This is a genomic window from Coleofasciculus sp. G3-WIS-01, assembly GCF_040223135.1.
Classification (GTDB): domain Bacteria; phylum Cyanobacteriota; class Cyanobacteriia; order Cyanobacteriales; family Coleofasciculaceae; genus Coleofasciculus.
The window spans coordinates 19400-39685 of sequence record NZ_JAVJZI010000078.1 but is presented as its reverse complement, the minus strand read 5'-3'; the positions used below and the strand labels follow the sequence as shown (position 1 = coordinate 39685).

The 20286-nt window shown below is 43.4% G+C and carries 18 protein-coding genes and 1 pseudogene; 18 read left to right on the top strand and 1 reads right to left on the bottom strand.

The window, feature by feature from the left end:
• Window positions 1–42 precede the first annotated feature (42 nt).
• Window positions 43–498 (top strand): helix-turn-helix domain-containing protein, encoded by a 456-nt coding sequence (locus RIM23_RS08365; RefSeq protein ID WP_446366139.1) that lies wholly within the window; start codon window positions 43–45, stop codon window positions 496–498.
• Between the two features lie 44 nt (window positions 499–542).
• On the opposite strand, the gene RIM23_RS08360 is transcribed toward RIM23_RS08365, so the two are convergent.
• A complete protein-coding gene (locus tag RIM23_RS08360) occupies window positions 543–1418 on the bottom strand; it encodes a DUF928 domain-containing protein (protein ID WP_446366137.1) in 876 nt (291 codons plus the stop codon).
• A 404-nt stretch (window positions 1419–1822) separates the two neighbouring features.
• Here RIM23_RS08360 and RIM23_RS08355 point away from each other — a divergent pair, with 404 nt between their 5' ends.
• The 17 genes and pseudogenes from RIM23_RS08355 (at window position 1823) to RIM23_RS08275 (ending at window position 20168) form a co-directional block, all read left to right on the top strand.
• Complete coding sequence (locus tag RIM23_RS08355) at window positions 1823–2620, top strand: MinD/ParA family ATP-binding protein (RefSeq protein ID WP_446366135.1); 798 nt, start codon at window positions 1823–1825, stop codon at window positions 2618–2620.
• 413 nt (window positions 2621–3033) lie between these two features.
• Window positions 3034–6630, top strand: coding sequence for a type 2 lanthipeptide synthetase LanM family protein (locus RIM23_RS08350; protein WP_446366133.1), 3597 nt, complete (start codon window positions 3034–3036; stop codon window positions 6628–6630).
• A 220-nt stretch (window positions 6631–6850) separates the two neighbouring features.
• Window positions 6851–7147 carry a Nif11-like leader peptide family RiPP precursor gene (locus tag RIM23_RS08345; RefSeq protein ID WP_446366131.1) on the top strand — a complete coding sequence of 99 codons (297 nt, stop codon included), beginning with the start codon at window positions 6851–6853 and terminating at the stop codon, window positions 7145–7147.
• 290 nt (window positions 7148–7437) lie between these two features.
• Complete coding sequence (locus tag RIM23_RS08340; protein ID WP_446366129.1) at window positions 7438–8928, top strand: MBL fold metallo-hydrolase; 1491 nt, start codon at window positions 7438–7440, stop codon at window positions 8926–8928.
• Between the two features lie 356 nt (window positions 8929–9284).
• Window positions 9285–9566, top strand: coding sequence for a Nif11-like leader peptide family natural product precursor (locus tag RIM23_RS08335; RefSeq protein ID WP_446366127.1), 282 nt, complete (start codon window positions 9285–9287; stop codon window positions 9564–9566).
• Window positions 9567–10006: 440 nt separating this feature from the next.
• Window positions 10007–10354: a Nif11-like leader peptide family RiPP precursor gene (locus RIM23_RS08330; RefSeq protein WP_446343590.1), complete on the top strand. Its 348-nt coding sequence runs from the start codon at window positions 10007–10009 to the stop codon at window positions 10352–10354.
• 249 nt (window positions 10355–10603) lie between these two features.
• On the top strand, window positions 10604–12133 hold the full coding sequence (locus RIM23_RS08325; protein WP_446366125.1) for an FAD-binding oxidoreductase: 1530 nt from the start codon (window positions 10604–10606) through the stop codon (window positions 12131–12133).
• Between the two features lie 108 nt (window positions 12134–12241).
• Window positions 12242–13906, top strand: a complete 1665-nt coding sequence (locus tag RIM23_RS08320; protein WP_446366123.1) for a tryptophan halogenase family protein — start codon at window positions 12242–12244, stop codon at window positions 13904–13906.
• 296 nt (window positions 13907–14202) lie between these two features.
• The gene (locus RIM23_RS08315; RefSeq protein WP_446366183.1) at window positions 14203–14589 is read left to right on the top strand and encodes a 2OG-Fe(II) oxygenase; all 387 of its coding nucleotides are present in this window, start codon (window positions 14203–14205) and stop codon (window positions 14587–14589) included.
• 127 nt (window positions 14590–14716) lie between these two features.
• A pseudogene (locus tag RIM23_RS08310) lies at window positions 14717–14932 on the top strand (DUF433 domain-containing protein); the annotation flags it as partial.
• Window positions 14933–15013: 81 nt separating this feature from the next.
• Window positions 15014–15562, top strand: coding sequence for an REP-associated tyrosine transposase (locus tag RIM23_RS08305; RefSeq protein WP_446366121.1), 549 nt, complete (start codon window positions 15014–15016; stop codon window positions 15560–15562).
• A gap of 104 nt (window positions 15563–15666) precedes the next feature.
• Window positions 15667–15864: a DNA-binding protein gene (locus RIM23_RS08300; RefSeq protein ID WP_446366119.1), complete on the top strand. Its 198-nt coding sequence runs from the start codon at window positions 15667–15669 to the stop codon at window positions 15862–15864.
• On the top strand, window positions 15861–16256 hold the full coding sequence (locus RIM23_RS08295; protein WP_446366181.1) for a type II toxin-antitoxin system death-on-curing family toxin: 396 nt from the start codon (window positions 15861–15863) through the stop codon (window positions 16254–16256). The genes RIM23_RS08300 and RIM23_RS08295 overlap by 4 nt, the downstream gene beginning before the upstream one ends.
• A gap of 776 nt (window positions 16257–17032) precedes the next feature.
• Window positions 17033–18265 carry a PAS domain S-box protein gene (locus RIM23_RS08290; RefSeq protein WP_446366117.1) on the top strand — a complete coding sequence of 411 codons (1233 nt, stop codon included), beginning with the start codon at window positions 17033–17035 and terminating at the stop codon, window positions 18263–18265.
• A 32-nt stretch (window positions 18266–18297) separates the two neighbouring features.
• Window positions 18298–18639, top strand: coding sequence for an NHLP leader peptide family RiPP precursor (locus tag RIM23_RS08285; protein WP_446366115.1), 342 nt, complete (start codon window positions 18298–18300; stop codon window positions 18637–18639).
• Entirely contained in the window at window positions 18636–18857 is a 222-nt protein-coding gene (locus RIM23_RS08280) for an NHLP leader peptide family RiPP precursor (protein ID WP_446366113.1), read from the top strand. Before RIM23_RS08285 ends, RIM23_RS08280 begins: the two co-directional genes overlap by 4 nt.
• A 141-nt stretch (window positions 18858–18998) precedes the next feature.
• Window positions 18999–20168: a DUF7005 family protein gene (locus tag RIM23_RS08275; protein ID WP_446366111.1), complete on the top strand. Its 1170-nt coding sequence runs from the start codon at window positions 18999–19001 to the stop codon at window positions 20166–20168.
• Window positions 20169–20286 lie beyond the last annotated feature (118 nt).

The following is a 20286-nucleotide window of genomic DNA, read 5'->3' as shown; positions in this document are numbered from 1 at the left end:
AAATCGCCGTTTTATCTATAGAGTCTGTGCCAATTAGCAGTGATGATTCAAAAACACCGAGTCCAATTAAGCCAAACTGAAAAGCAAGAGCTAATCAAACTGACAAAAAAAGGCAAGATATCAGCCCGAAAGCTACGCCGCGCCCAAATCTTACTCCTAACGGATGCTGGACATAAAGACGAAGAAATCGCCACTATGCTGCACTTGGGGGTGGCAACAGTAGAGCGCACCCGTAAGAAATTTGTGAAGGGAGGTTTAGACTTTGCTTTAAACGAATGCCCTCGTCCAGGGGCTGTTAAGAAATTAGACAGAAAAGCCGAAGAGTTCTTAATCGCTACCGCTTCCAGTAATCCGCCACCTGGAAAGGACTGTTGGACAACGCAATTGCTTGCTGAAAAGTTAGTACAACTCCAGTTGGTAGAGAGCATCAGCGCTGAAACAGTGCGCCTCCTGCTAAAAAAGAGAGCGTTAAACGGTGACTCCAAGAACAAGGACTAATGGCAACAATAAGCCGAGTTAGCCATCAAAATTAATTAGGGGATTCACCATTGTAGAGACGCGCCATGGCGCGTCTCTACTGGTGTTATAGCAGAAATCAAAGGTTTTTGGGAAATTGTATCTAGTTCAACAGACTCCAACAGATCTGCCCAATCCGACGCGATCGCAGTATCATTGGGAGCAGAACGACGTAGCTGAGCGAGGCTATTGAGGCAGTCATACCAAATCCCGGCTTCCGCATAAATGGCGGCGCGATCGCGGGGTGACGCATTTTCCAACTCAGCCACCAAGTTTGGGCTAGGTTCAACCCGTTCTATCTGTCCCTCAACATAAGGCTCATTGGTCATATCTTGACAAATCACAAAGAAATGCCAAGTATACATCTTTCCCACCTCTAACGCTGGCAACGTGCCGTCATCTGGGAGTGGGACGCTAACAATTCCGGAATCACCCGGAAGCGTAACAGTTGTTTCATAAATTATGTCATCCTTGCCAGCCTCTTTCAGGTAAAACAAGGCTTCCTTGGCGGTATTTTCAGGGAGAGACACCAAAATCGTGGGATGTTCTGCCACAGTTCGCACTGGCTCTGTTGGAGGCAGCAAAGCGACCATCTTTTCATCGGTAGAGTTGCCACAGCTGTTTGATATTACTGAGATGCTTCCTCGCACTCCCCCTGATTCGGTTTGACGACGAGGTTTTCCTGTACGGGGAAACCGTATTGATTGAGCGTGGAGAGTCGAAGACTTCTCTACCTCATGCTCAGGAAAGTGGGTTGCAGGAGTGCTAATTTTCCAGGAAGCAAGCTCCTCTTGATTGAGCGATCGCCCCTGAGCCAGCATTGGGAAACTACTCGTCGTCAATAGCTCTACAAATAACGCCAAGAGTGCTATGCGATGTAAAGATAACTTATTACTTACCACTTTTATATCAGACCTCTTACACGGTTAATTTTTGTTGGTTGCACCGCTACAGTGCTGGTTACCCTTTTAGTTGCTTTTTGGACAAAAGGGCTTGTTTGGGCGTGCCAACTCAAACTCAGGGTCGGTAGCCACTTGTTCTAGTCCAACCGCCCTAAAAATTTATTCTTGTTCGATTCGATGCTGGGAAATTGTTGAACATCTTGATTATATTATTAACACATAGACGCCTAACTGTGCGATAATTTTTAGATAAATGCTGTGAAACAAAAAATCAATCAATTCTAGACCATATTGATTTTGATGGGTTAGTTAGTTGAATTAGGCGATTAGATAGAACTTTATAGTTGTGCTGCCCATCAAAACTTAAGCAATAGACCCCAAAAGGAGAGAGTTAAAGGAGCGTTATGTCGAAAATTGTCTCTGTTCATTCATTTCGAGGTGGAACTGGGAAATCGAACACCACTGCCAATGTAGCGGTTACCACAGCCAGCCAGGGACTACGGGTAGGGATTATCGATACGGATATCCAGTCGCCAGGAATTCACGTTCTTTTTGGCATAGACCAAACCAAGATAAAGCGAACCCTGAATGATTACCTGTGGAATCGCTGCGGGGTTGAAGAGGCGGCTTATGATGTCAGTCCTCCTGAAGTAACCAAGAATCAGGGCAAATTGTTTTTGATTCCATCCAGCATGAATATCGGTGAAATTAGCCGTATCCTGCGTGAGGGATACAACGTCGCCTTGCTCAATAATGGGTTTAAAAAGCTAGTGAGCTCCCTAGAGCTAGACTACTTATTTATTGATACTCATCCTGGAATTAACGAAGAAACCCTACTGTCCGTGACAATCTCCAACATCCTGCTGATCATTTTGCGTCCCGATCGTCAAGACTTCCAAGGAACGGCTGTAACCGTCGATGTGGCTCGTAAGTTGAACGTCGCTAAGCTACTTCTAGTGGTTAACAGAGTACCGCAGAAGTTCGATCTCAACTCAGTCCGGCAACAAGTAGAAACAACCTATAATGCAACGGTAGCAGGAGTTTTGCCTAACTGTGAAGAAATGATGGAGTTACAGAGCAGCGACTTGTTCTGCCTGCGTTACCCAGACCATTATATCTCCAAAGAAATACGCGGGATTGTGGATCATATCTATGAGAAACCCAAGACTGTGGGGGGACTCAAAAAATTCTTTGGTCGATGAGACGCGATCGCCTTGCCAAAAACACAAATAAACATCTATCAATTAAGATAGAAAAATCCATCAATTCATTATCGCCTAGCTGGTTTATTATTAGTTAGGTACGATGAATAACTATTTTAGCCTTTTTCTAAACTCACAATTTAGCTGGGTCACGGCAGTAGTGGCATGACCCAGCTAAAATAGGACTTTGTTTGTAGTGAGAACTTTATCTCGCGACCCCTAGCTGGAGAGGGCTAAAGCCCTGACTACGAACCAAATCTATTGCACCATTTTAGTTTGGTCACGGCGCCATCGTGCGTTACGCTTCGCTAACGCACCTTTGCCACTAATTTTTCGGTGTAATCCGTGTCAAAAAGCTCTCACTTCCCTAACCCTATCTCTCCAATAAATCAGTGAAATCAGTGTTTTGACCAATGACCAATTTGCAACCAGAACTGGTTAGAATTGTCGAGCAGGCTTGCAGCCTTACAGATCGTTTAGCCACTGGTGAAATATCCAGTAATCCTTCTGATTCAGATATTCGTATTAAATCCCGACTTGAAAAGTGGTGTCAAACGGCTGCACAAGGAGACCTAGAAAAATTTCAGAAGCGGCTTGCTTGGGATAACATAAATCTCAGCACCGTTAGCCGTTTTCTGGGTCATGTTTCCCTCAGCGGTACTCAGAATTTACCCGACTGGGTAGAAACCTTCCAAGCCGGCATTGAAGCCGCCCCATCAATTTCAATAGAAACCCTAAAGCGTCCCTCAAGTATTCCTAGAAACCGGGTTAAGAGTGAGGATGACAACGCCATATCAACCTTTCACCCAAAGAAACCCGGTTTCTTGACCGATGTCCTAGAACCGGGAAAATCCTCTAGCTTTCTCAACCCCCAAAATCCCATTCCATTTGAAGAAACTTTTCTGCCCTTTATTCAAGTTGCCAGAGATAAATTAACTGCCCTAACTGGCGATAGTTCCCCTAACTTGACAGCAGCAGCTTGTGCCGATCTTGAGCGGAGTCTTTTAGTCTCACTATCCAGTCTGTGTTCATCCTCAATGGAATTGAAATTCTCAGCATTTCGGGCGAAGCGACAATCCGCTCTATCTCGATTACTGGAACAATCACAAAATAGTTATACCAAAACTCATTATCGAGCATTTATCCAACAGATGCTCAAAAATGGGGGACTACTGGCATTTTTTCAAGACTACCCCGTCTTGGCTCGATTAGTAGCAACGGTAACAGACTTTTGGGTAGATGCCACAGGGGAATTTATCCAGCGATTAACAGCAGACTGGTCAACTATTCAGCAAACATTCCAGCCAGACATGGAATTAGGTCAAGTCAATAGCATCAACCCCTGTAAAAGTGATCCTCACAATCAGGGACGCTCGGTGATGGAGGTGAGCTTTGCCTCAGGTTTGAAACTGATATATAAACCTAAAGACTTAGGCTTGGATGTCGCTTATTTTAACCTCCTGAACTGGTGTAATCAGCATTTTATCCAGTCGCCACATTTCCCATCTCTACAACCCTATAAATTACTCAACGTCCTAAATCGCGCCACCTATGGTTGGGTGGAGTTTGTCGAATATTTGCCTGGTCAAAACCCAGCAGAAATCAAACGCTATTACCAGCGTGCAGGTCAATTGCTATGTTTTCTCTATGTTTTGGGCGCAAATGACTGCCACCATGAAAACTTAATTGCCTGGGGTGAACACCCCGTTTTGGTGGATTTGGAAACGTTAATGCAGCACCCATTCCAGGAAATTGCAGGTCAAGCCAGGAAAGAGGGAGCCGAGGCTGTATCCCTGGCGCAGCGGCGATTGATGGATTCCGTGATGGGGACGGGTTTATTACCCCATTGGCATCTGGGGTCAGATAAACGAACCGCTTATGACCTAAGTGGCTTGGCAGGATTTGGCAATCAGGAAACATCCGATCAGATACCGAAGTGGGAGAACATTAACACCGATCGCATGGTTTTAACTCATGAAACTGCCAAACTGTCAAGTCAAACCAATGCACCCTCCCTGGCAGGGATTATACAAGCCCCAAACGAGTATGTTAACGAACTCGTGGATGGATTTGAGCATAAGTATCGGTTTTTGGTCGCACACCGGGAGGCACTCCTGGCGACTGATGGCCCTCTGTCAGCTTTATCCCATCAGCGAGTGCGTTGTCTATTTCGTCCTACCCAAGTTTATGCGTCTGTACTGCAAAAATCCCTGCATCCTCAATATCTGCGGGATGGTGTAGATCACAGTATTGAACTGGAGGTTCTGTGCAGAGCTTTTCTGGGGACTGATTTAAAGCATCCTTGGTGGAGGATTCTCAAGGCAGAACTACAGGCGCTGGAACAGTTAGATATCCCTTATTTTGCCGCCGATTCAGATAGCGATGCTTTGCCAGTTGTGAAAAGTGAAGTGCCATGCTTCGCACAACCCAGTTATACCCAGATGATTGCTAATTTCCAGCGCCTGAATCAGGATGACTTAGCTGAACAAGTTGCCATCATCCGGAGTTCTTTATATTTATTCGTCGCTGGTGAAGTAGGTACCGCCGCCTCTGATATAAAAGTTCGTAGTAGGCACTTTAGTGCCAGAAGCGCCGCTGGTGAAGTAGGTACTGCCACCTCTGATATAAAAGTTCGTAGTAGGCACTTTAGTGCCAGAAGCGCTAAAGCGCTTACTACAAACTCTAAAGTCAGTGGCATTCGGGTTAGGTTTGATATCGATTCTTCTAAATGGGGTGAAAAGTCAGCTGCCACCTCTGTTCTAGATGATGACATTTCCCCCATTTCTGAGCAAGAATCGGTGCAGCAGGCAATACACATCGCCCAAGAGTTGCAGCGACGAGCCATTCAAGCTGATGACGGTAGTGCTACCTGGATTGGACTCGGTTTCTTACCCCAAGTCAATCGTTTTCAACTCCAGCCAATCGGGAATAGTTTATATGACGGTTGCTCTGGAATCGCCTTATTCTTAGGCGCATTGACGAAAATAACTGGCGATAATCAGTGGCGTGATTTGTGCCTGGGAGCGTTACAACCCCTGCGCCGGATTTTGCCGGATTCTGACGCTGAGTCGCGGCAAAAGCTTACCAGACTGGGTATTGGGGGTGCTGCGGGATTGGGGTCTATTGTTTACTCATTGGTGCGAATCAGTCAGTTTCTAGAGGATAGAACTCTGTTGGCAGATGCCAAACAAGCCGCTTGTTTAATCACACGCGATCGCATTGCGGCTGATCAGCAGTTTGACCTTGTGGCTGGAGCGGCGGGAGCGATTCTCGGCTTACTCACGTTGTATCAGGTAACGGCTGATTCGGGTATTTTAGCTCAAGCCACGAACTGTGGTGAGCATCTGCTCAATCATCGGGTGATCAGCGAAACGGGTTGCAAAACTTGGGCAACTGGAGCCGAAAAACCATTAACAGGATTTTCCCACGGTGCGGCGGGTATTGCCTATGCCTTACTGCGCTTGTACGAAGTGACTCAAGAGGTTGTTTTTCGGGAAGCCGCTGAGGATGCGATCGCTTACGAACGGCATCTGTTTTCCCCCACTCAGGGAAATTGGCCCGACTTGCGGTCTTATGCCCTGATTGATGGCAAGCCCACCTATATGACCAGCTGGTGTCATGGCGCTCCTGGCATTGGTTTAGCGCGTTTGGGAAGTTTAGTTAGTTTGGATACAGCAGACATCCGAGCCGAGATTGCGATCGCCTTAGATACTACCCTACAGTTTAACTGGCAAAATATAGACCACCCCTGCTGTGGAAATTGTGGTCGGATGGAGGTACTGCTAGTCGCGGCACAAAAATTGTTGCGCCCTGATTTAGTAGAAATTGTTAAAAAGCAAGCTAACTGGATAGTGAGACGGGCAAAACAAGTGGGAGGGTTTCATCTATTTCCCCAGTTTCCTCAAGACGTTTACAATCCTGGTTTTTTTCAAGGCACCGCCGGGATTGGTTACCAATTTTTGAGATTAGCGCATCCCGATTTACTGCCTTCGGTGTTGCTGTGGAATTAGTCAGCTAATGTGTATTTAATTAAGGGGAATAGCATTACCCTTATTTCAGCTATATTATAGGACTTACGCAAAGCCTGCGGCTTGATGTGCTTGTAAATTTATCATGGTGATGTAGCTATAACCGGAGAAGACAAAAACAAAAAAAATCAATAAATAGCGAAAAATAAATCAACTAATTCCGCCAACAACTTGTTAGACTTAGAACATTCAGACAAAAACAATGGAGTCTAATATGTCCGAAGAAGCGGTATTTAATTTGTTTGAAACCATGGATAAAGATCCAGATTTAAGCCAGCGACTCACTGCCATAGAAGATCCAGCAGAAGTCGCCCGGATTGCGGAATCGGAACTGGGCTTGAACGTCACAGCAGAGGAACTGATCTCTGCCGTAGCTTCAATTCAGAACAGTGAGGACGAATCGCCAAAGGACGAGTTGAACGAGGAGGAGTTGGAAGCAGTAGCTGGTGGGCGCTGTATCCCTCGCCCTCGCCGTTGGCCTCCCTGCCGTGGCTGGTAGGCGTTGGTAAGAGAAGGATAAAAGGACGATACTCCTGCCTTTCCTCATAGACCCTTTCGTCTCTGCTCGGTTCCGACCTAACAGTCTGGATGAAATTTAGTTTCATGTTGACACGCCCCAGGTACTGTTGATTTTGGATTTGGGGTTTAATGCTATAGCAATAGACACATCTGTTAGGACAAATACACGGGTGGAGACGTTCCACGCATTACGTCTCTACGAATGCATCATCGGTAATAATTACTTAATGTATAAGCCCAAATAATACATTGAAAACAAGGAAATAAACTATGGAAATTCACATGATTGGTCATGCTTCTATCTTCGTCAAGACGAAGGATTGTCGAATTTTGATGGACCCGGTGCTTTGGGATCCCTTTTATGGAGGAACGAATGAAGTATATCCTAAGCGGGAAGTCATTCATGAACAGATTCCAGAGTTCGACTTTCTCGTCATATCTCATAAACATCTCGACCACTTTGATATTCGGTCTCTTGCCTATCTTCCTAAAACAGTCGATGTTTTGATTCCCAGGGATAAATTGATAGAAAATTACCTTCGACAACTAGGGTATTCTCAAATTTATACCTTAAAAGACTTCAATGAAGTTAAAATTGGTTCGACAACTTTGTTGGCAACCCGTTCAGAGAACCGTGTGCCTGAGTATGGTATGATATTTGCTGATGAATCAGGTGTTTTTTGGAATCAAGTAGATACGATACTGAGTCCGAAAACAATTCAATTTGTCTTATCTCGCTATTCAAAAATAGATTTTTTCCTGGCAACGTGGCAACCTATGTTAGAAGATGGCTATCAGTTTAATAAAAGTATATCTTTTCCCTACGCAATCTACAATCAACTGCTTTACACTATCAGTTTGATTCAACCGAAAGCAATTGCACCTGGAGCTAATGGCTTCAAGCATGTTAATTGTTCATCTTGGCTAAACCAGATTGTATTTCCAGTCACCCGCGAACAGTTCTGTCAGGATGTCAAATCTGTCTGTCCAGAAATAGGGCAAAATGTCTTTCCCCTCGATCCAGGAGATATCCTAACATTTACTGACAGTAAATTCTATCATTTGCCGAAAATGTGCGAGTATGTCAGGCAGGTAGCAGATAACCGGGAAAGCTTAGCATTTTCGCCCGTGAAGTTGGACGCTGAATTAAAAGATAATAATCCCCAAGATTATGATGTAGATTTTTTGAAAAAAGAAGTTGAAAAAGAAATTTGTTTGAAGCTGCCTAAATTCATAACAGAGAATTGGGGATCTTTATTTATAGAACATCGAAAATGGAAAGTTATTTATCAATTAGAAGTAACATTTCCTGATGGCAGCCAACAGTGGGTCTTTGACTTCTCCGATAAAAATCTTCAAAGTTATAAGGGATATAATCCTCTGGCTAACTTTTTTACTTACATTACAGCTTCAGGTTTTTACGGGCTTCTCAATGGCACTCTAAGTCAGGAGTATATGCAAGGAGGTTATTATCGGAGATATCATAAAGTTTACTCGGTGACTTCTGTTGGCATTACGTATCCTACTTCTACAGAACTTATAGAAGAAGTTCTAGAAGATCCCCTTAGCTTTATATTTTCGGCAAATCAGCAGAACATTTATTCAGAAAAGGCTCTGGATTTAGAACTAGAAAAATGGAGCATTCCTAACAGAGATGGCTCTGAATCAATTAAGAGAAAGAATCCCATGATTAAAATTGGAGATGTACTCTTAAAGCCGACGCAGGAATTAAGTTTATCCTGGGGATTCCTCAAGAACTAGCTCCCCCAGCTTAACCGCATTTACCAAACTGCTCAAGTATTTTAGCAAAGCTGCAAGAGTTTATGGGTTTAAGCTCATAGGATTTACGCAAAGCCCCTATTTGTAGGGTGGGGAGAGCGAAGCGTAACTGACATGAATCCATCAAGTTTTATAGCAACCGCCATAGCTGTTATAACACATCATTTATGTAGAGATGCGCCATAGCGCGTCTCTACAATTAAATTTGTCATTTTGATGTAGCTATAACGGGAAAAACCAAAAACAAAAAAATCAATAAATAGCGAAAAATAAATCAACTCATTCCGCTAAACACTTGTTAAAGTTAGATTATTCAGACAAAAATAGTGGAGTCTAATATGTCTAAAGAAGCTGTACTTGAACTTTTTCAAACCATGGAGAAAGATTCAGATTTAAGGGAGCGACTCACTGCTATAGAAGATGTAGCAGAAGTCGCCCGGATTGCTGAATCGGAACTGGGATTGAACGTCACAGCAGAGGAACTGACCTCTGCCGTAGCTTCAATTGAGAACCGTGAGGGCGCATCGCCAGAGGGCGAGTTGAACGAGGAGGAGTTGGAATCCGTGGCTGGTGGTGTTTTCGTAATTAAGGTAAAAAGAAGAGGTGGAAGAGGTTGGTAAGAGAAGGATAAAAGGACGATACTCCTACCTTTCCTCATACACCCTTTCGTATCTTCTGGGTTCTGACCTAAAAGTCTGGATGAAATTTAGCAGCCATTGCGTAACTTTCATGTTGACACGCCCCAGGTACTGTTAATTTTGGATTTGGGGTTGAATGCTAACACGTCGAATCCAACTAGCTCCGACTGTGGCGCTCAAAAATACCGTGCCTTTGTAGGCAAAATTCTTGATCATGGGTGGCATACTCCTGTCGTGTTTGCTGCCCATTTTTAAACACCCCTTGAAATTTGAGATTAAATTGAGATTTGCACTCTCAAATAGGTAGGGACTTGAAATTGGGAATAGAGTGATGCATTTGCCACCGCATTGTCGAAATAGGAACGCGGTGCAACTTTCTCTATCATGCTCAAGACTTCAGGCAAAGAAAATAGGAGGCTACTATGTCTAAAGAAGCTGTAATTAATTTTTTTAAAACTCTCGATAAAGATCCAGATTTAAGGGAGCGACTCACTGCGATAGAAGATCCAGAAGAAGTCGCCCGGATTGCCGAATCGGAACTGGGCTTGAACGTCACAGCAGAGGAACTGTCTTCTGCCTTAACTGCGATGCAAAAATATGATGATCTCCCACCAGAGATTGAGTTGAGCGACGATGAGTTGGAAGCCGTGGCTGGTGGGTGGTTTAAAAACTGGGTAATAAATACCCAAAAGGTTGATTTTAAAAAGGTTGATTTTCAAGTCAAAGGAGGTCAAGGGAAATGGAGTCTGGAAATAAAAGGAGGCTGGTAATAAAAGGAAGATAGAATCATGGCTGCCGCGCTTCCACCGTACATTATTTCTGTTCTGGCTAGGTTCTAATACCAATTTCATAAGTCCTGGCTACAGATATTTGTCGGGTTCCCCAGATGGCGATACTTATGAGAAATCCGAGTACCGCATTATCAAGCTAGGCATCATGAGCTGCGCTCACAACAAAGGAATGTAAATTCTTAACCTTCAACCTTTTAACCTTCAACTTATTTTCAAGACAGGAGACAAATGATAGTAAAAGCGCTGGATGCTTGGCGAAATATCCTGAGTACAGAGAATGTATTAACGGACACAGCAACCGTCTCGGCTGCCCAAACGGCAACATTTGCAACAAAGCAGCGTGTTCTTGCCTTGATTCGACCTGGTAATCGTGCAGAAGTTCAAGAATGCGTCAGAATTGCCAATGAATACCAAACGCCAATTTATCCGATTAGCTGTGGCAAGAATTGGGGACTAGGTTCACGGGTGCCTGTCCAAGATAATTGTGTAATTTTGGATTTGAGTCGGCTCAATCAAATTGTAGACTATAACGAGAAATTAGCTTATATCACCGTAGAACCTGGAGTGACGTTTCGCCAAGCGTATGATTACCTGCGCGAACAAAAATCGAACTTGTTTCTATCGGTAATCGGAGGTTCCCCTGATGCTAGTTTGATCGGAAATACTTTAGAGAGGGGAGATGGATTCGGTCCCCATGGAGACAGACTTGACCACGTTTGTGAACTTGAGGTGATTTTGCCAACCGGAGAATGCGTTCATAGTGGATTCGGACGTTTTGCAAATGCCAAAGCCGCAAAAATTAGCCGTTGGGGAGTTGGACCTTATTTTGATGGTATATTCACCCAGTCTAACCTTGGCATAGTCACCCGAATGACGATGTGGCTGATGCCAATTCCCAAGTACCCCCAGCTTTTTACCTGTACTATTATTGATGCTTCTCGTATTGATCAACTCATTGATGCCGTTCAATCTCTCGTGTTGCAAGGAACGATCAAGACTAATAGTTTCAGTCTTTGGAATTGCTACAAAATTCTAGCGGCTGAGGGGCGGTATCCTTGGAAAAAAATGTTAGGTCAAACGCCTCTATCGTTGAAGCAATTAAAAGGTGCTGAGCCTTGGTTTGGGAATGGAACCTTATACTCTGCCAGTCGAGAACAAGGTTTGGCAGAACGAAAGTTGATTGAGCAGGCATTAGAAGGTAAAGTCGATCAACTAATTTTTAGTGATGAAGATAGTGACGCTTTCAAGGAAAATACATTCATCGGTGTTCCCAGCGACGAAAATATTTCAAGTACTTACTGGAGAAAAAAAACGCCAATTCCTTCACCGATGAACCCAGATAGAGATGGGTGTGGTGTTATCTGGCTTTGTCCAGTTTTACCCTTTGATGGAGAGCAATTTTTACTGGCGATTAAAATCATTGAATCAATCTTTGATTCTTATCGTTTTGAACCGAATCTAGGACTAAGCTTTCCATCAGGACGAAGCATTCATGTATTTATAGCAATTATTTACGACAGAGACGTAGCGGGTGAAGATCAACGTGCCATGGAATGTCATGACAAAATTCTTCATAGTCTGATACAAGAGGGTTACATTCCTTACCGCTTAGGTATTCAATCTATGAACTCTTTACCGCCCACACAAGACGACTATGGAAAATTAATCAGCACATTGAAACGGGGACTCGATCCAAATAATATACTGGCTCCTGGTCGATACGATTTTAGAAGTGAATGGTTTGACACAAGTTATTAATTCTATGGGAAAACAATGAAAAAACATACCTTTGAAAAAGGTAATATCTTTAGGAACAATATCATTGTAAAATGACAGGATTCATTATTTAGTTAATTGCTATTAGCTATGACATCAACTATCGTCGGGCAAAATCCAAACAGAATTCAAAACATCGTTATCGTTGGCGGCGGCACATCTGGCTGGTTATCTGCTGCTTATCTCAGCAAGGCTTTAAACAAAAGTGGGGGTAATCCCTGTACCATTACTTTGATAGAATCATCAGATATTTGTACAGTTGGCGTTGGAGAAGCTACTCTGCCGACCCTTATTTATACATTATCAGATTTTTTGGGAATCCCCGAACCTGATTGGATGATCGAGTGTAACGCTACTTTTAAGCTGGGGATAAAATTTGTTAATTGGTCTGGTCAGCCAGATCAAAATGTATTTTGGCATCCCTTTGGTGGTGAAGATATATTTTGGGATCCTTTGCGTCAAGGCTCGTTAACTAAGGAATTAAGAATTCCCATATCTCATTATTGGCTCAAAAGGAAGTTACAGGGCAATCCTGAACCTTTTGACTACAGTTGTTTTGAATCTGTGCATTTGTGTGCGGCTAAAAAGTCTCCTAAAACTGACGGCAATCCTAAGTTACGGTCTATTGAATATGCCTATCATCTAGATGCCGGACTATTAGCTAATTATTTAAAACGAAAAGCCAAGTCTGAATCCGTTAAACACATTGTCGATAATGTGTTAGATGTTTCCTTAAATGAGAAAGGGTTTATCAGTCACTTAACAACTGAAAATAATGGTAATATTTACGGTGATTTATTTATAGATTGTTCTGGATTTAAAGGACTGCTAATTAATCAAGCACTACAGGAACCTTTTATCTCTTATTCCGACTCGCTATTTTGTGACAACGCCATTGCTATACCGATGGCATACGACGCTGAGGATGAATATGATACTCGCAATGGGGGAATCAACCCTTACACAACCGCAACTGCATTAAGTTCAGGATGGGCATGGAATACTCCTTTAGTGGGAAGAAGTGGCAATGGATATGTGTACTCAAGTGCCTTTATCTCGAAAGCAGACGCCGAGGCAGAATTTAGGCAACACTTAGGTGAAAAGTCGCTTCACCTAGAAGCCAAACATATAAAAATGAGGGTGGGACGAACCCGGAATGCTTGGGTGAAGAATTGTATTAGTATCGGGTTGAGCAGTGGATTTATTGAACCCTTGGAATCTACAGGAATATATTTAATTGAAGCTGGATTAGAGAATTTACTTCATAATTTTCCGGATCGGCTATTTCAACCAAACTGCATTGAAAATTATAATCGGATTATGAGAGAACAATATGAGGAAATACGCGATTTTATTGTGATGCACTATTGCTTAACTAAGAGAGAAGACACCCCTTTTTGGCAAGCTAATAAGTATCATCCGGCTATCCCAGAGTCATTAAAGGAAAAATTAAAACTATGGCAGCTTACATGGCCAGACAATCCGACTATTATCTGTAGACAGAAAATTGCAAAATTATTTCCTGACTACTCCTACACTTGTATTTTAGCTGGCATGGGTCATTTCCCCAAACATAGTTTGCCAATTTTAGACTATTACGATGACAATGAAGTGGAGCAAAATTTTTTAGCGTTAAAAAATTACGCAGATGCTTTAAAAAATGCTCTTCCCGCTCATCATGAATACATCAAACAGCTTCCTTCAAAAAGTTTTAAGTTCCAATGGAAACAGAGACTATCTTCGCCAGCACTGTAGATAGTAATGTGCATTATGATCTCCAAGATAGCTTAATACATTCGCCATAATTCCGCACAGAGACATAAATAGAAACAACTCTGACTAAATGTTATATACGAAAGCGCAACGTCTTTCCAATTGAGTACCTGAACGACTTGCGTTCGCAGATCATTTCTTCCCCTTATTTAGCAGCCAATCAACTCAGCAACAGCTTTTTAGGAACAAAGGGATTCTCGGTAATCTTTAAACGCTCAGGCATCAGTGAAGTTGAACGCAATTTACCGTTTTTTGAACCCTATTTGAAGGCTGCCCTAATGCAAGAATGTAATACCTTTTATCTCAATCCATTGGTACTAGAGGGCGGAACCTGTGTAGAGCCACACGTTGACTGTAGCATTTCCTTATATAGCAGGAAGTTAACAATTCCAAATCTTGTGAGTGTCCTCTACGTCCAAGTACCGCATGATCTACAAGGGGGAGAACTGCTGCTAGAAACTGGCGAAGACCAAGTCGTACAAATTCAGCCGCAAACCAACACCATGCTTTTCTTTCGCGGCAATTTAGAGCATTCAGTTAATCAGGTCAAAAGTTCACAGCCTCGAATCAGTGTAATTTGCGAACAGTACAATTTGAGTGAAACTCGACTCCAGCAGATTCCAGAGTTTGAGATTCAGTCTGAGGCTGATAAACGTTACAACTAAAATATTTCCATACTACGTCGGATAATCACGGTTTGTGCTACCTACCTAGCTTGGCACTACTTCAGGAAGTTTTATCTCACCATAATTGTTAAACTATATAAGAATGACATTTAGAGGGCAAGACTCTATGCTTAAGGACTCCCAGATTATTAGCATATCTCCTGAAGTTATGGGGGGGACTCCAGTTTTTGCCGGAACCAGGGTTCCTGTGCAGACATTTCTCGACTATCTCAAGGCAGGCGAATCCATTAACGATTTTTTGGATGGATTTCCAACCGTGACAAAAGCACAGGTTATTTCCTTTCTTGAAGAGGCTGGAAAGCAGCTTGTAGGATGCGTTAGCGATAGCGTAACGCATCATTATTCTCAATCAGCCCACGCACAAAATCGATTATAATTGCCTGAATACAATCGGTATCTTTCCATGACCAACTACCGGAGAAATAAGATTGAAGGCGGGACCTACTTTTTTACTCAGGTTACGCACCACAGACAACCTTGGCTGTGTCAGGATATTAGCCGTTTCTTACTTCGAGCCGCATTCCTCAAGGTGCGTCAAAAATACCCATTTCAGATTGATGCGATTGTTTTGTTACCTGAGCATATTCATTGCATCTGGACTTTACCAGCCAATGATAGTAACTATGCAACTCGTTGGCGGTTGATTAAAAGCTATGTCACCAAGCATGGGGCTTCTGATTTGCAATTACAGGCAAGCCGAAGTAAATCACGCCAGAAGCGCGGAGAGAGTAATCTTTGGCAACGGCGATTTTGGGAACATTTGATTCGGGATGATGCTGATTTTGAACGGCATTTTGATTATATCCATTACAATCCCGTACACCATAGTCTATGTCATCGAGTCGTAGATTGGGAATATTCGAGTTTTCACCGATATGTAGAACAAGGTGTTTACCCGATTGATTGGGGAGTGAAGGGAGAATTCATGCGAGTCTATGGAGGGTTGGGATGAATGAGTTGAGACAAGCTTGTGATGCGTTACGCGATCGCTAACGCATCCTACAAGATCATTTGTGAAGGTTAAACTTGACTCAGAAATACTAGGAGGGAGATCGCGTGGCTTCCATTACCATTGATCTTTCAGATAGCCAATTGCAAAAGTTACGAGATTTGGCAAGAGTGCATGGAATTGCGCTCGAAGTTCTATTGAAGGCAAGCTTAGAGGATTGGCTCAATTCTCAAAGGAGCGAGTTTGTTGATGCAGCCAATTATGTGCTGACCAAAAATGCTGAATTGTATCGGCGCTTAGCATAATGCGTTTTCTGACGTTAATCGAGGTGTTAGAACTACATCGTAGAGTCATTGAGCAATCCGGTGGAGCATTAGGTATCCGAGATGTCGGGTTGTTGGAGTCAGCGATCGCTCAACCTCGAATGACTTTTAGTGGAGAAGAACTATACCCCAGTTTGCTTGAGAAAGCAGCAGCATTAGGGTTTTCTATCATCATGAACCATCCTTTTGTGGATGGGAACAAACGTACAGGTCATGCCGCATTAGAAACTTTTCTAATTTTAAATGGGATAGAAATTAGTGCTGCTGTAGATGAACAGGAGAGTATTGTTTTGGCAATAGCATCAGGCAAGTTAGGGCGTGAGGCATTTGTAGAGTGGTTACAGCAGCACACAGCGGCAGCTAATAACCAATAAGCTCTTCAAAAAACTATAATTTTTTATTATACCAATCCTAAACGCTTTAGTAAAGGCAAACTGGTCTCTTTAATAGGACTTTCGTCACGATGATTGTAGAGACGTTGCATGCAACGTCTCTACATAAAATAAATGATGTGTCCTAACAGCTATAACGGTTGCTATAGCAGCCATTGCGTAACTTTCATGTTGACAATACCAGGTACTGTTGATTTTGGGCGTTTTCACACGATGGCGGCGTGACACAGCTAAAATTGTGGAATAGATTTTGCGGTGAAACCGGGCGCAAGCCTTGCGCCCCTACAATTCTAATCTACCATTTTAGGTGTGCCACGACACTACACATAGAGGCTTTGCGTAAGTCCTAAAATTGAGAAAGGAGTTGTAGGATGCGTTACGCGATCGCTAACGCATCCTACAAGATCATTGATTATTTATTATTCGCGTCTAACGATTGTATATCTTCTCCTGGCTCGTGAAAAGTTGACGAGCAACCCCAAAGCCGCGATCGCAGAAATTTTGTTAAGAACTATAACGACTTTTTAGTGAATCAGATTAATTCTGATGACCTAGGACTTTATCGGGGCATTGACAATCTAAACTCTTCGGCTTTTATTACCCATCAAAAATTTTACAACACCGATATCTATGTATTGCATCAATATATTTACAGAAGAGAATAGGCGTAGTAGGCTCAAGATTAACGTTTCGCCATAAGCGCAGTGGTAAACAAGTCTCTGCCCCCCGAACTCCTCCGTCAGCCTGACCTCCTAGATGTGAAGCGGTCAACACCTTCAGTTGCTGTATCCAAAACCCTTCATTCCCAGTTATTTTGTCAGAATAGAAAACAACAAAATCACCCCCTAATTGAAATTGGTGATGGATTGTGGGACTGGAATTTGCAAACCAACACAATTTACTTTTCCCCTGCTTGGAAAGCCATGCTGGGCTACCAACAATCTGAAATCGGCGACAGTCCGATTGAGTGGTTACACCGCATACATCCTGATGACATTGAAAAAGTAAGGGCAGAACTCACAGCGCATTTAGCCGAACGTACCCCTCAGTTCAAGAATGAACACCGGATTTTGCACAGAGATGGAAGCTATCGTTGGATTCGCTCTCAGGGGCGTGTGGTTCGAGACTCTCAGGGCAAACTCTACCATATGGTGGGATTCCAGACTGACATCACCGCCTACAAAGAAGCTATAGCCGCTTTACACGACAGTGAAGCACAGTTTCGCACTGTTGCCGAAGCTCTTCCCTTGCCCGTCATCATTGCCAGTGCGCCACAGGGACTTATCCTTTACGTGAACCAGAGCTATGCCAAAACACCCTCCAATTCCCTGTTAGCGTTGTCTGCTGAGGAATTAATGGGTCGTAACGCGACCGACTTCCTTGACAATCCCGCTGACCAAAAAGTCTTACAGAATCTTTTCCGCCAAAATGGCTACATTCATCACTACGAACTGCAAGTCAAACGAGGAGACGGGAGATCCATTTGGATAGACTTGTCCATCCAAACCCTGTCAGATAACGACCAAAATCTTTTTCTTGCCTGTTTCTTCGACATCACCAAGCGTAAGCAGGTAGAGGCAGAACTCAATCAGGCGCTGAATCTGTCAAATTTAGCCCAGGAGTTCACGACTGAGGACGCACAAAACCAAGACTTACCCACTAAATCCCGACCTTCCCTGACTAAAGTCTTCAGTTTCATCGAAGCCAACCATCGAAATCCGATTAGTTTGCGAGACGTGGCTCAAGCGGTTGGTTACTCCGGTGCCTATTTGACCAATTTAGTACAGCAAGAAACCGGACGAACTGTTCTCCAGTGGATTACAGAATACCGAATGGCAGAGGCACGCCTGTTGCTACTTAAAACCAAAAAATCAGTCAATCAGATTGCTATAGAAGTGGGTTATCAGAGTACAGAGCATTTCATCCGTCAATTTAAAAAACTTCACAAAACAACCCCCAAAGCCTGGAGAAATGAGCATAAAATCAAGTAGGCGTGGATAATGATATTAGCGATGGTCTAACTATGATAGAGAATGATTTTGACAATTTCAAAGACTTGGAAGCCCAATTAATTGAAAGGGCGTGGCAGGATGAGGCGTTTCGACAAGCGCTGCTGTCCAATCCCAAGGCAGTTATTGAGGCAGAATTAGGAAATAAACTTCCTGAAGACCTGCAAGTTACCGTACTTGAAGAAACCCCTAATCTTATTTATATAGTGTTACCCACTAATCCCGATGAATTGACCGACCAAGATTTATCGGATGAGGAGTTAGACTTAGTCGCTGGAGGCAGTATGTTCACCGTTATGGGACCGAATCGTTTGAGTTTGTGCATCATTTGTCCTGGAGACAAGAAACCGACATGACAGAACCAACACCCAAAACTCGCAAAGACTTAGCCGCCGAACTGATTGCCCAAGCTTGGGAAAATGAGTCTTTCCGGCAAGAGCTACTCAGCCACCCCAAAGACGCGATCGCGAAACTACTAGGAATTAATCTAGCAGAAAACTTAGACATCAGAGTAGTGCAAGAAACCCCCCAAAACCTGTACCTCGTTTTGCCAGTGAAGCCTGATAATACTTAATCTTTATAGGACTTTGTTTGTAGTGAGAACTTTAGTTCTCGCTCCGCAAGCGCGAAAAGAGGGCTGAAGCCCTCACTACGAAGCAAATCTACCAGGGTGACATGCTCCGGTTAAATTCTCAAAAGCAAGGAAGTACTTTTAATGGAAAGACAGGAATTGAGAATTAGAATACTCAAAGCTTATGGTGCCAATGACTCGGACACTGAAGAATTACTTGCGTATAACGAAAATGTTTTTAATACAGCAAATTTAGAACCACCTATAAGCTTTCCCCTTGCACCTGAACCTCATGTTGCTACCTGGGAAAATTATCGAGCCGAAGCTACAGAAAGGGGAACGTTTGAAACTCTGAAAAAAAGACTGATACAGTTGCAGTTTCCTATCCAAGCAGGAATTAGCCAAACCGAGGCATATCGAGGGGCTACTCGCCGAGGTGTTCCGGTTGATAGTATGGCTGAAGCGACAGGATTAGTCTTAACCCAACCGGAACGATTACAATTAATCATACATCAAAGTCTAGCGGGAACTATACCCGTTCTGATTGCCGGAAATCGGGAAGATTTCGTGCTTTTGGTGCAAGCCCTGACAACAAAAAATGAACCGAAACCCGTTCCTGCTTCTATGGGAGCTTGTATGGTGGCTGGGTTTAATAACTGGGACAGAATTCGCCAATATCGGCAAAAATGGGAAGCAAACCATCCTGAGCACACCTCCGAAGCCAGTTGGATGGCTGAGTTTAAACGGCTGATTCCCCAAAAAGAATTGTATCAGGATAGGTTTATGATTTTAAGCCAAGGACCATACAGCGATGTATCCGCTCAGGATATAGGAGTAAACGTAGCTGAGTGGCTAAGACTCTCCCTCGTCATTCGGCTGGAACATGAATGCACCCACTACTTCACCCGCCGCCTGTTTAACTCGATGCGAAACAACCCGCTCGACGAATTAATTGCCGATTATAGAGGAATTGTCGCCGCTATAGGTTACTATCGCGCTGATTGGTTTTTGCGCTTTATGGGGTTGGAGTCATTTCCCAATTATCGACAGGGGGGTAGGCTGCAAAACTATCGAGGTAGCCTCTCACTGGGAAGCTTCAAAATTTTGCAATCCTTAGTCGTTTCCGCCGCTAGAAACCTGGAAGCTTTCGAGCGTCAGCTTCTCAAACCTATCAATCCCGCCGCGATGCTAACTACTCTGTGTTGCTTAACGTTGGAAGAATTGGCTTGTGATGCAGTAGATATAGCAGTAGACACATCGATTAGGACTTTCGGCACCATTGTTCCAGACGCGCCATGGCGCGTCTCTACATAAATGATGTGTCCAGACGTGCCATGGCGCGTCTCTACATAAATGATGTGTCCAGACGTGCCATGGCGCGTCTCTACATATCTTTCTGAGGCTTTCAACTGATAAAAAACGAAAAATACGT

Excerpts from the sequence above, each read along its gene's own strand:
- RIM23_RS08365 (WP_446366139.1), top strand. The coding sequence starts at position 43 with ATGATTCAAAAACACCGAGTCCAATTAAGCCAAACTGAAAAGCAAGAG.
- RIM23_RS08355 (WP_446366135.1), top strand. The coding sequence starts at position 1,823 with ATGTCGAAAATTGTCTCTGTTCATTCATTTCGAGGTGGAACTGGGAAA.
- RIM23_RS08350 (WP_446366133.1), top strand. The coding sequence starts at position 3,034 with ATGACCAATTTGCAACCAGAACTGGTTAGAATTGTCGAGCAGGCTTGC.
- RIM23_RS08345 (WP_446366131.1), top strand. The coding sequence starts at position 6,851 with ATGGAGTCTAATATGTCCGAAGAAGCGGTATTTAATTTGTTTGAAACC.
- RIM23_RS08340 (WP_446366129.1), top strand. The coding sequence starts at position 7,438 with ATGGAAATTCACATGATTGGTCATGCTTCTATCTTCGTCAAGACGAAG.
- RIM23_RS08335 (WP_446366127.1), top strand. The coding sequence starts at position 9,285 with ATGTCTAAAGAAGCTGTACTTGAACTTTTTCAAACCATGGAGAAAGAT.
- RIM23_RS08330 (WP_446343590.1), top strand. The coding sequence starts at position 10,007 with ATGTCTAAAGAAGCTGTAATTAATTTTTTTAAAACTCTCGATAAAGAT.
- RIM23_RS08325 (WP_446366125.1), top strand. The coding sequence starts at position 10,604 with ATGATAGTAAAAGCGCTGGATGCTTGGCGAAATATCCTGAGTACAGAG.
- RIM23_RS08320 (WP_446366123.1), top strand. The coding sequence starts at position 12,242 with ATGACATCAACTATCGTCGGGCAAAATCCAAACAGAATTCAAAACATC.
- RIM23_RS08315 (WP_446366183.1), top strand. The coding sequence starts at position 14,203 with ATGCAAGAATGTAATACCTTTTATCTCAATCCATTGGTACTAGAGGGC.
- RIM23_RS08305 (WP_446366121.1), top strand. The coding sequence starts at position 15,014 with ATGACCAACTACCGGAGAAATAAGATTGAAGGCGGGACCTACTTTTTT.
- RIM23_RS08285 (WP_446366115.1), top strand. The coding sequence starts at position 18,298 with ATGATAGAGAATGATTTTGACAATTTCAAAGACTTGGAAGCCCAATTA.
- RIM23_RS08280 (WP_446366113.1), top strand. The coding sequence starts at position 18,636 with ATGACAGAACCAACACCCAAAACTCGCAAAGACTTAGCCGCCGAACTG.
- RIM23_RS08275 (WP_446366111.1), top strand. The coding sequence starts at position 18,999 with ATGGAAAGACAGGAATTGAGAATTAGAATACTCAAAGCTTATGGTGCC.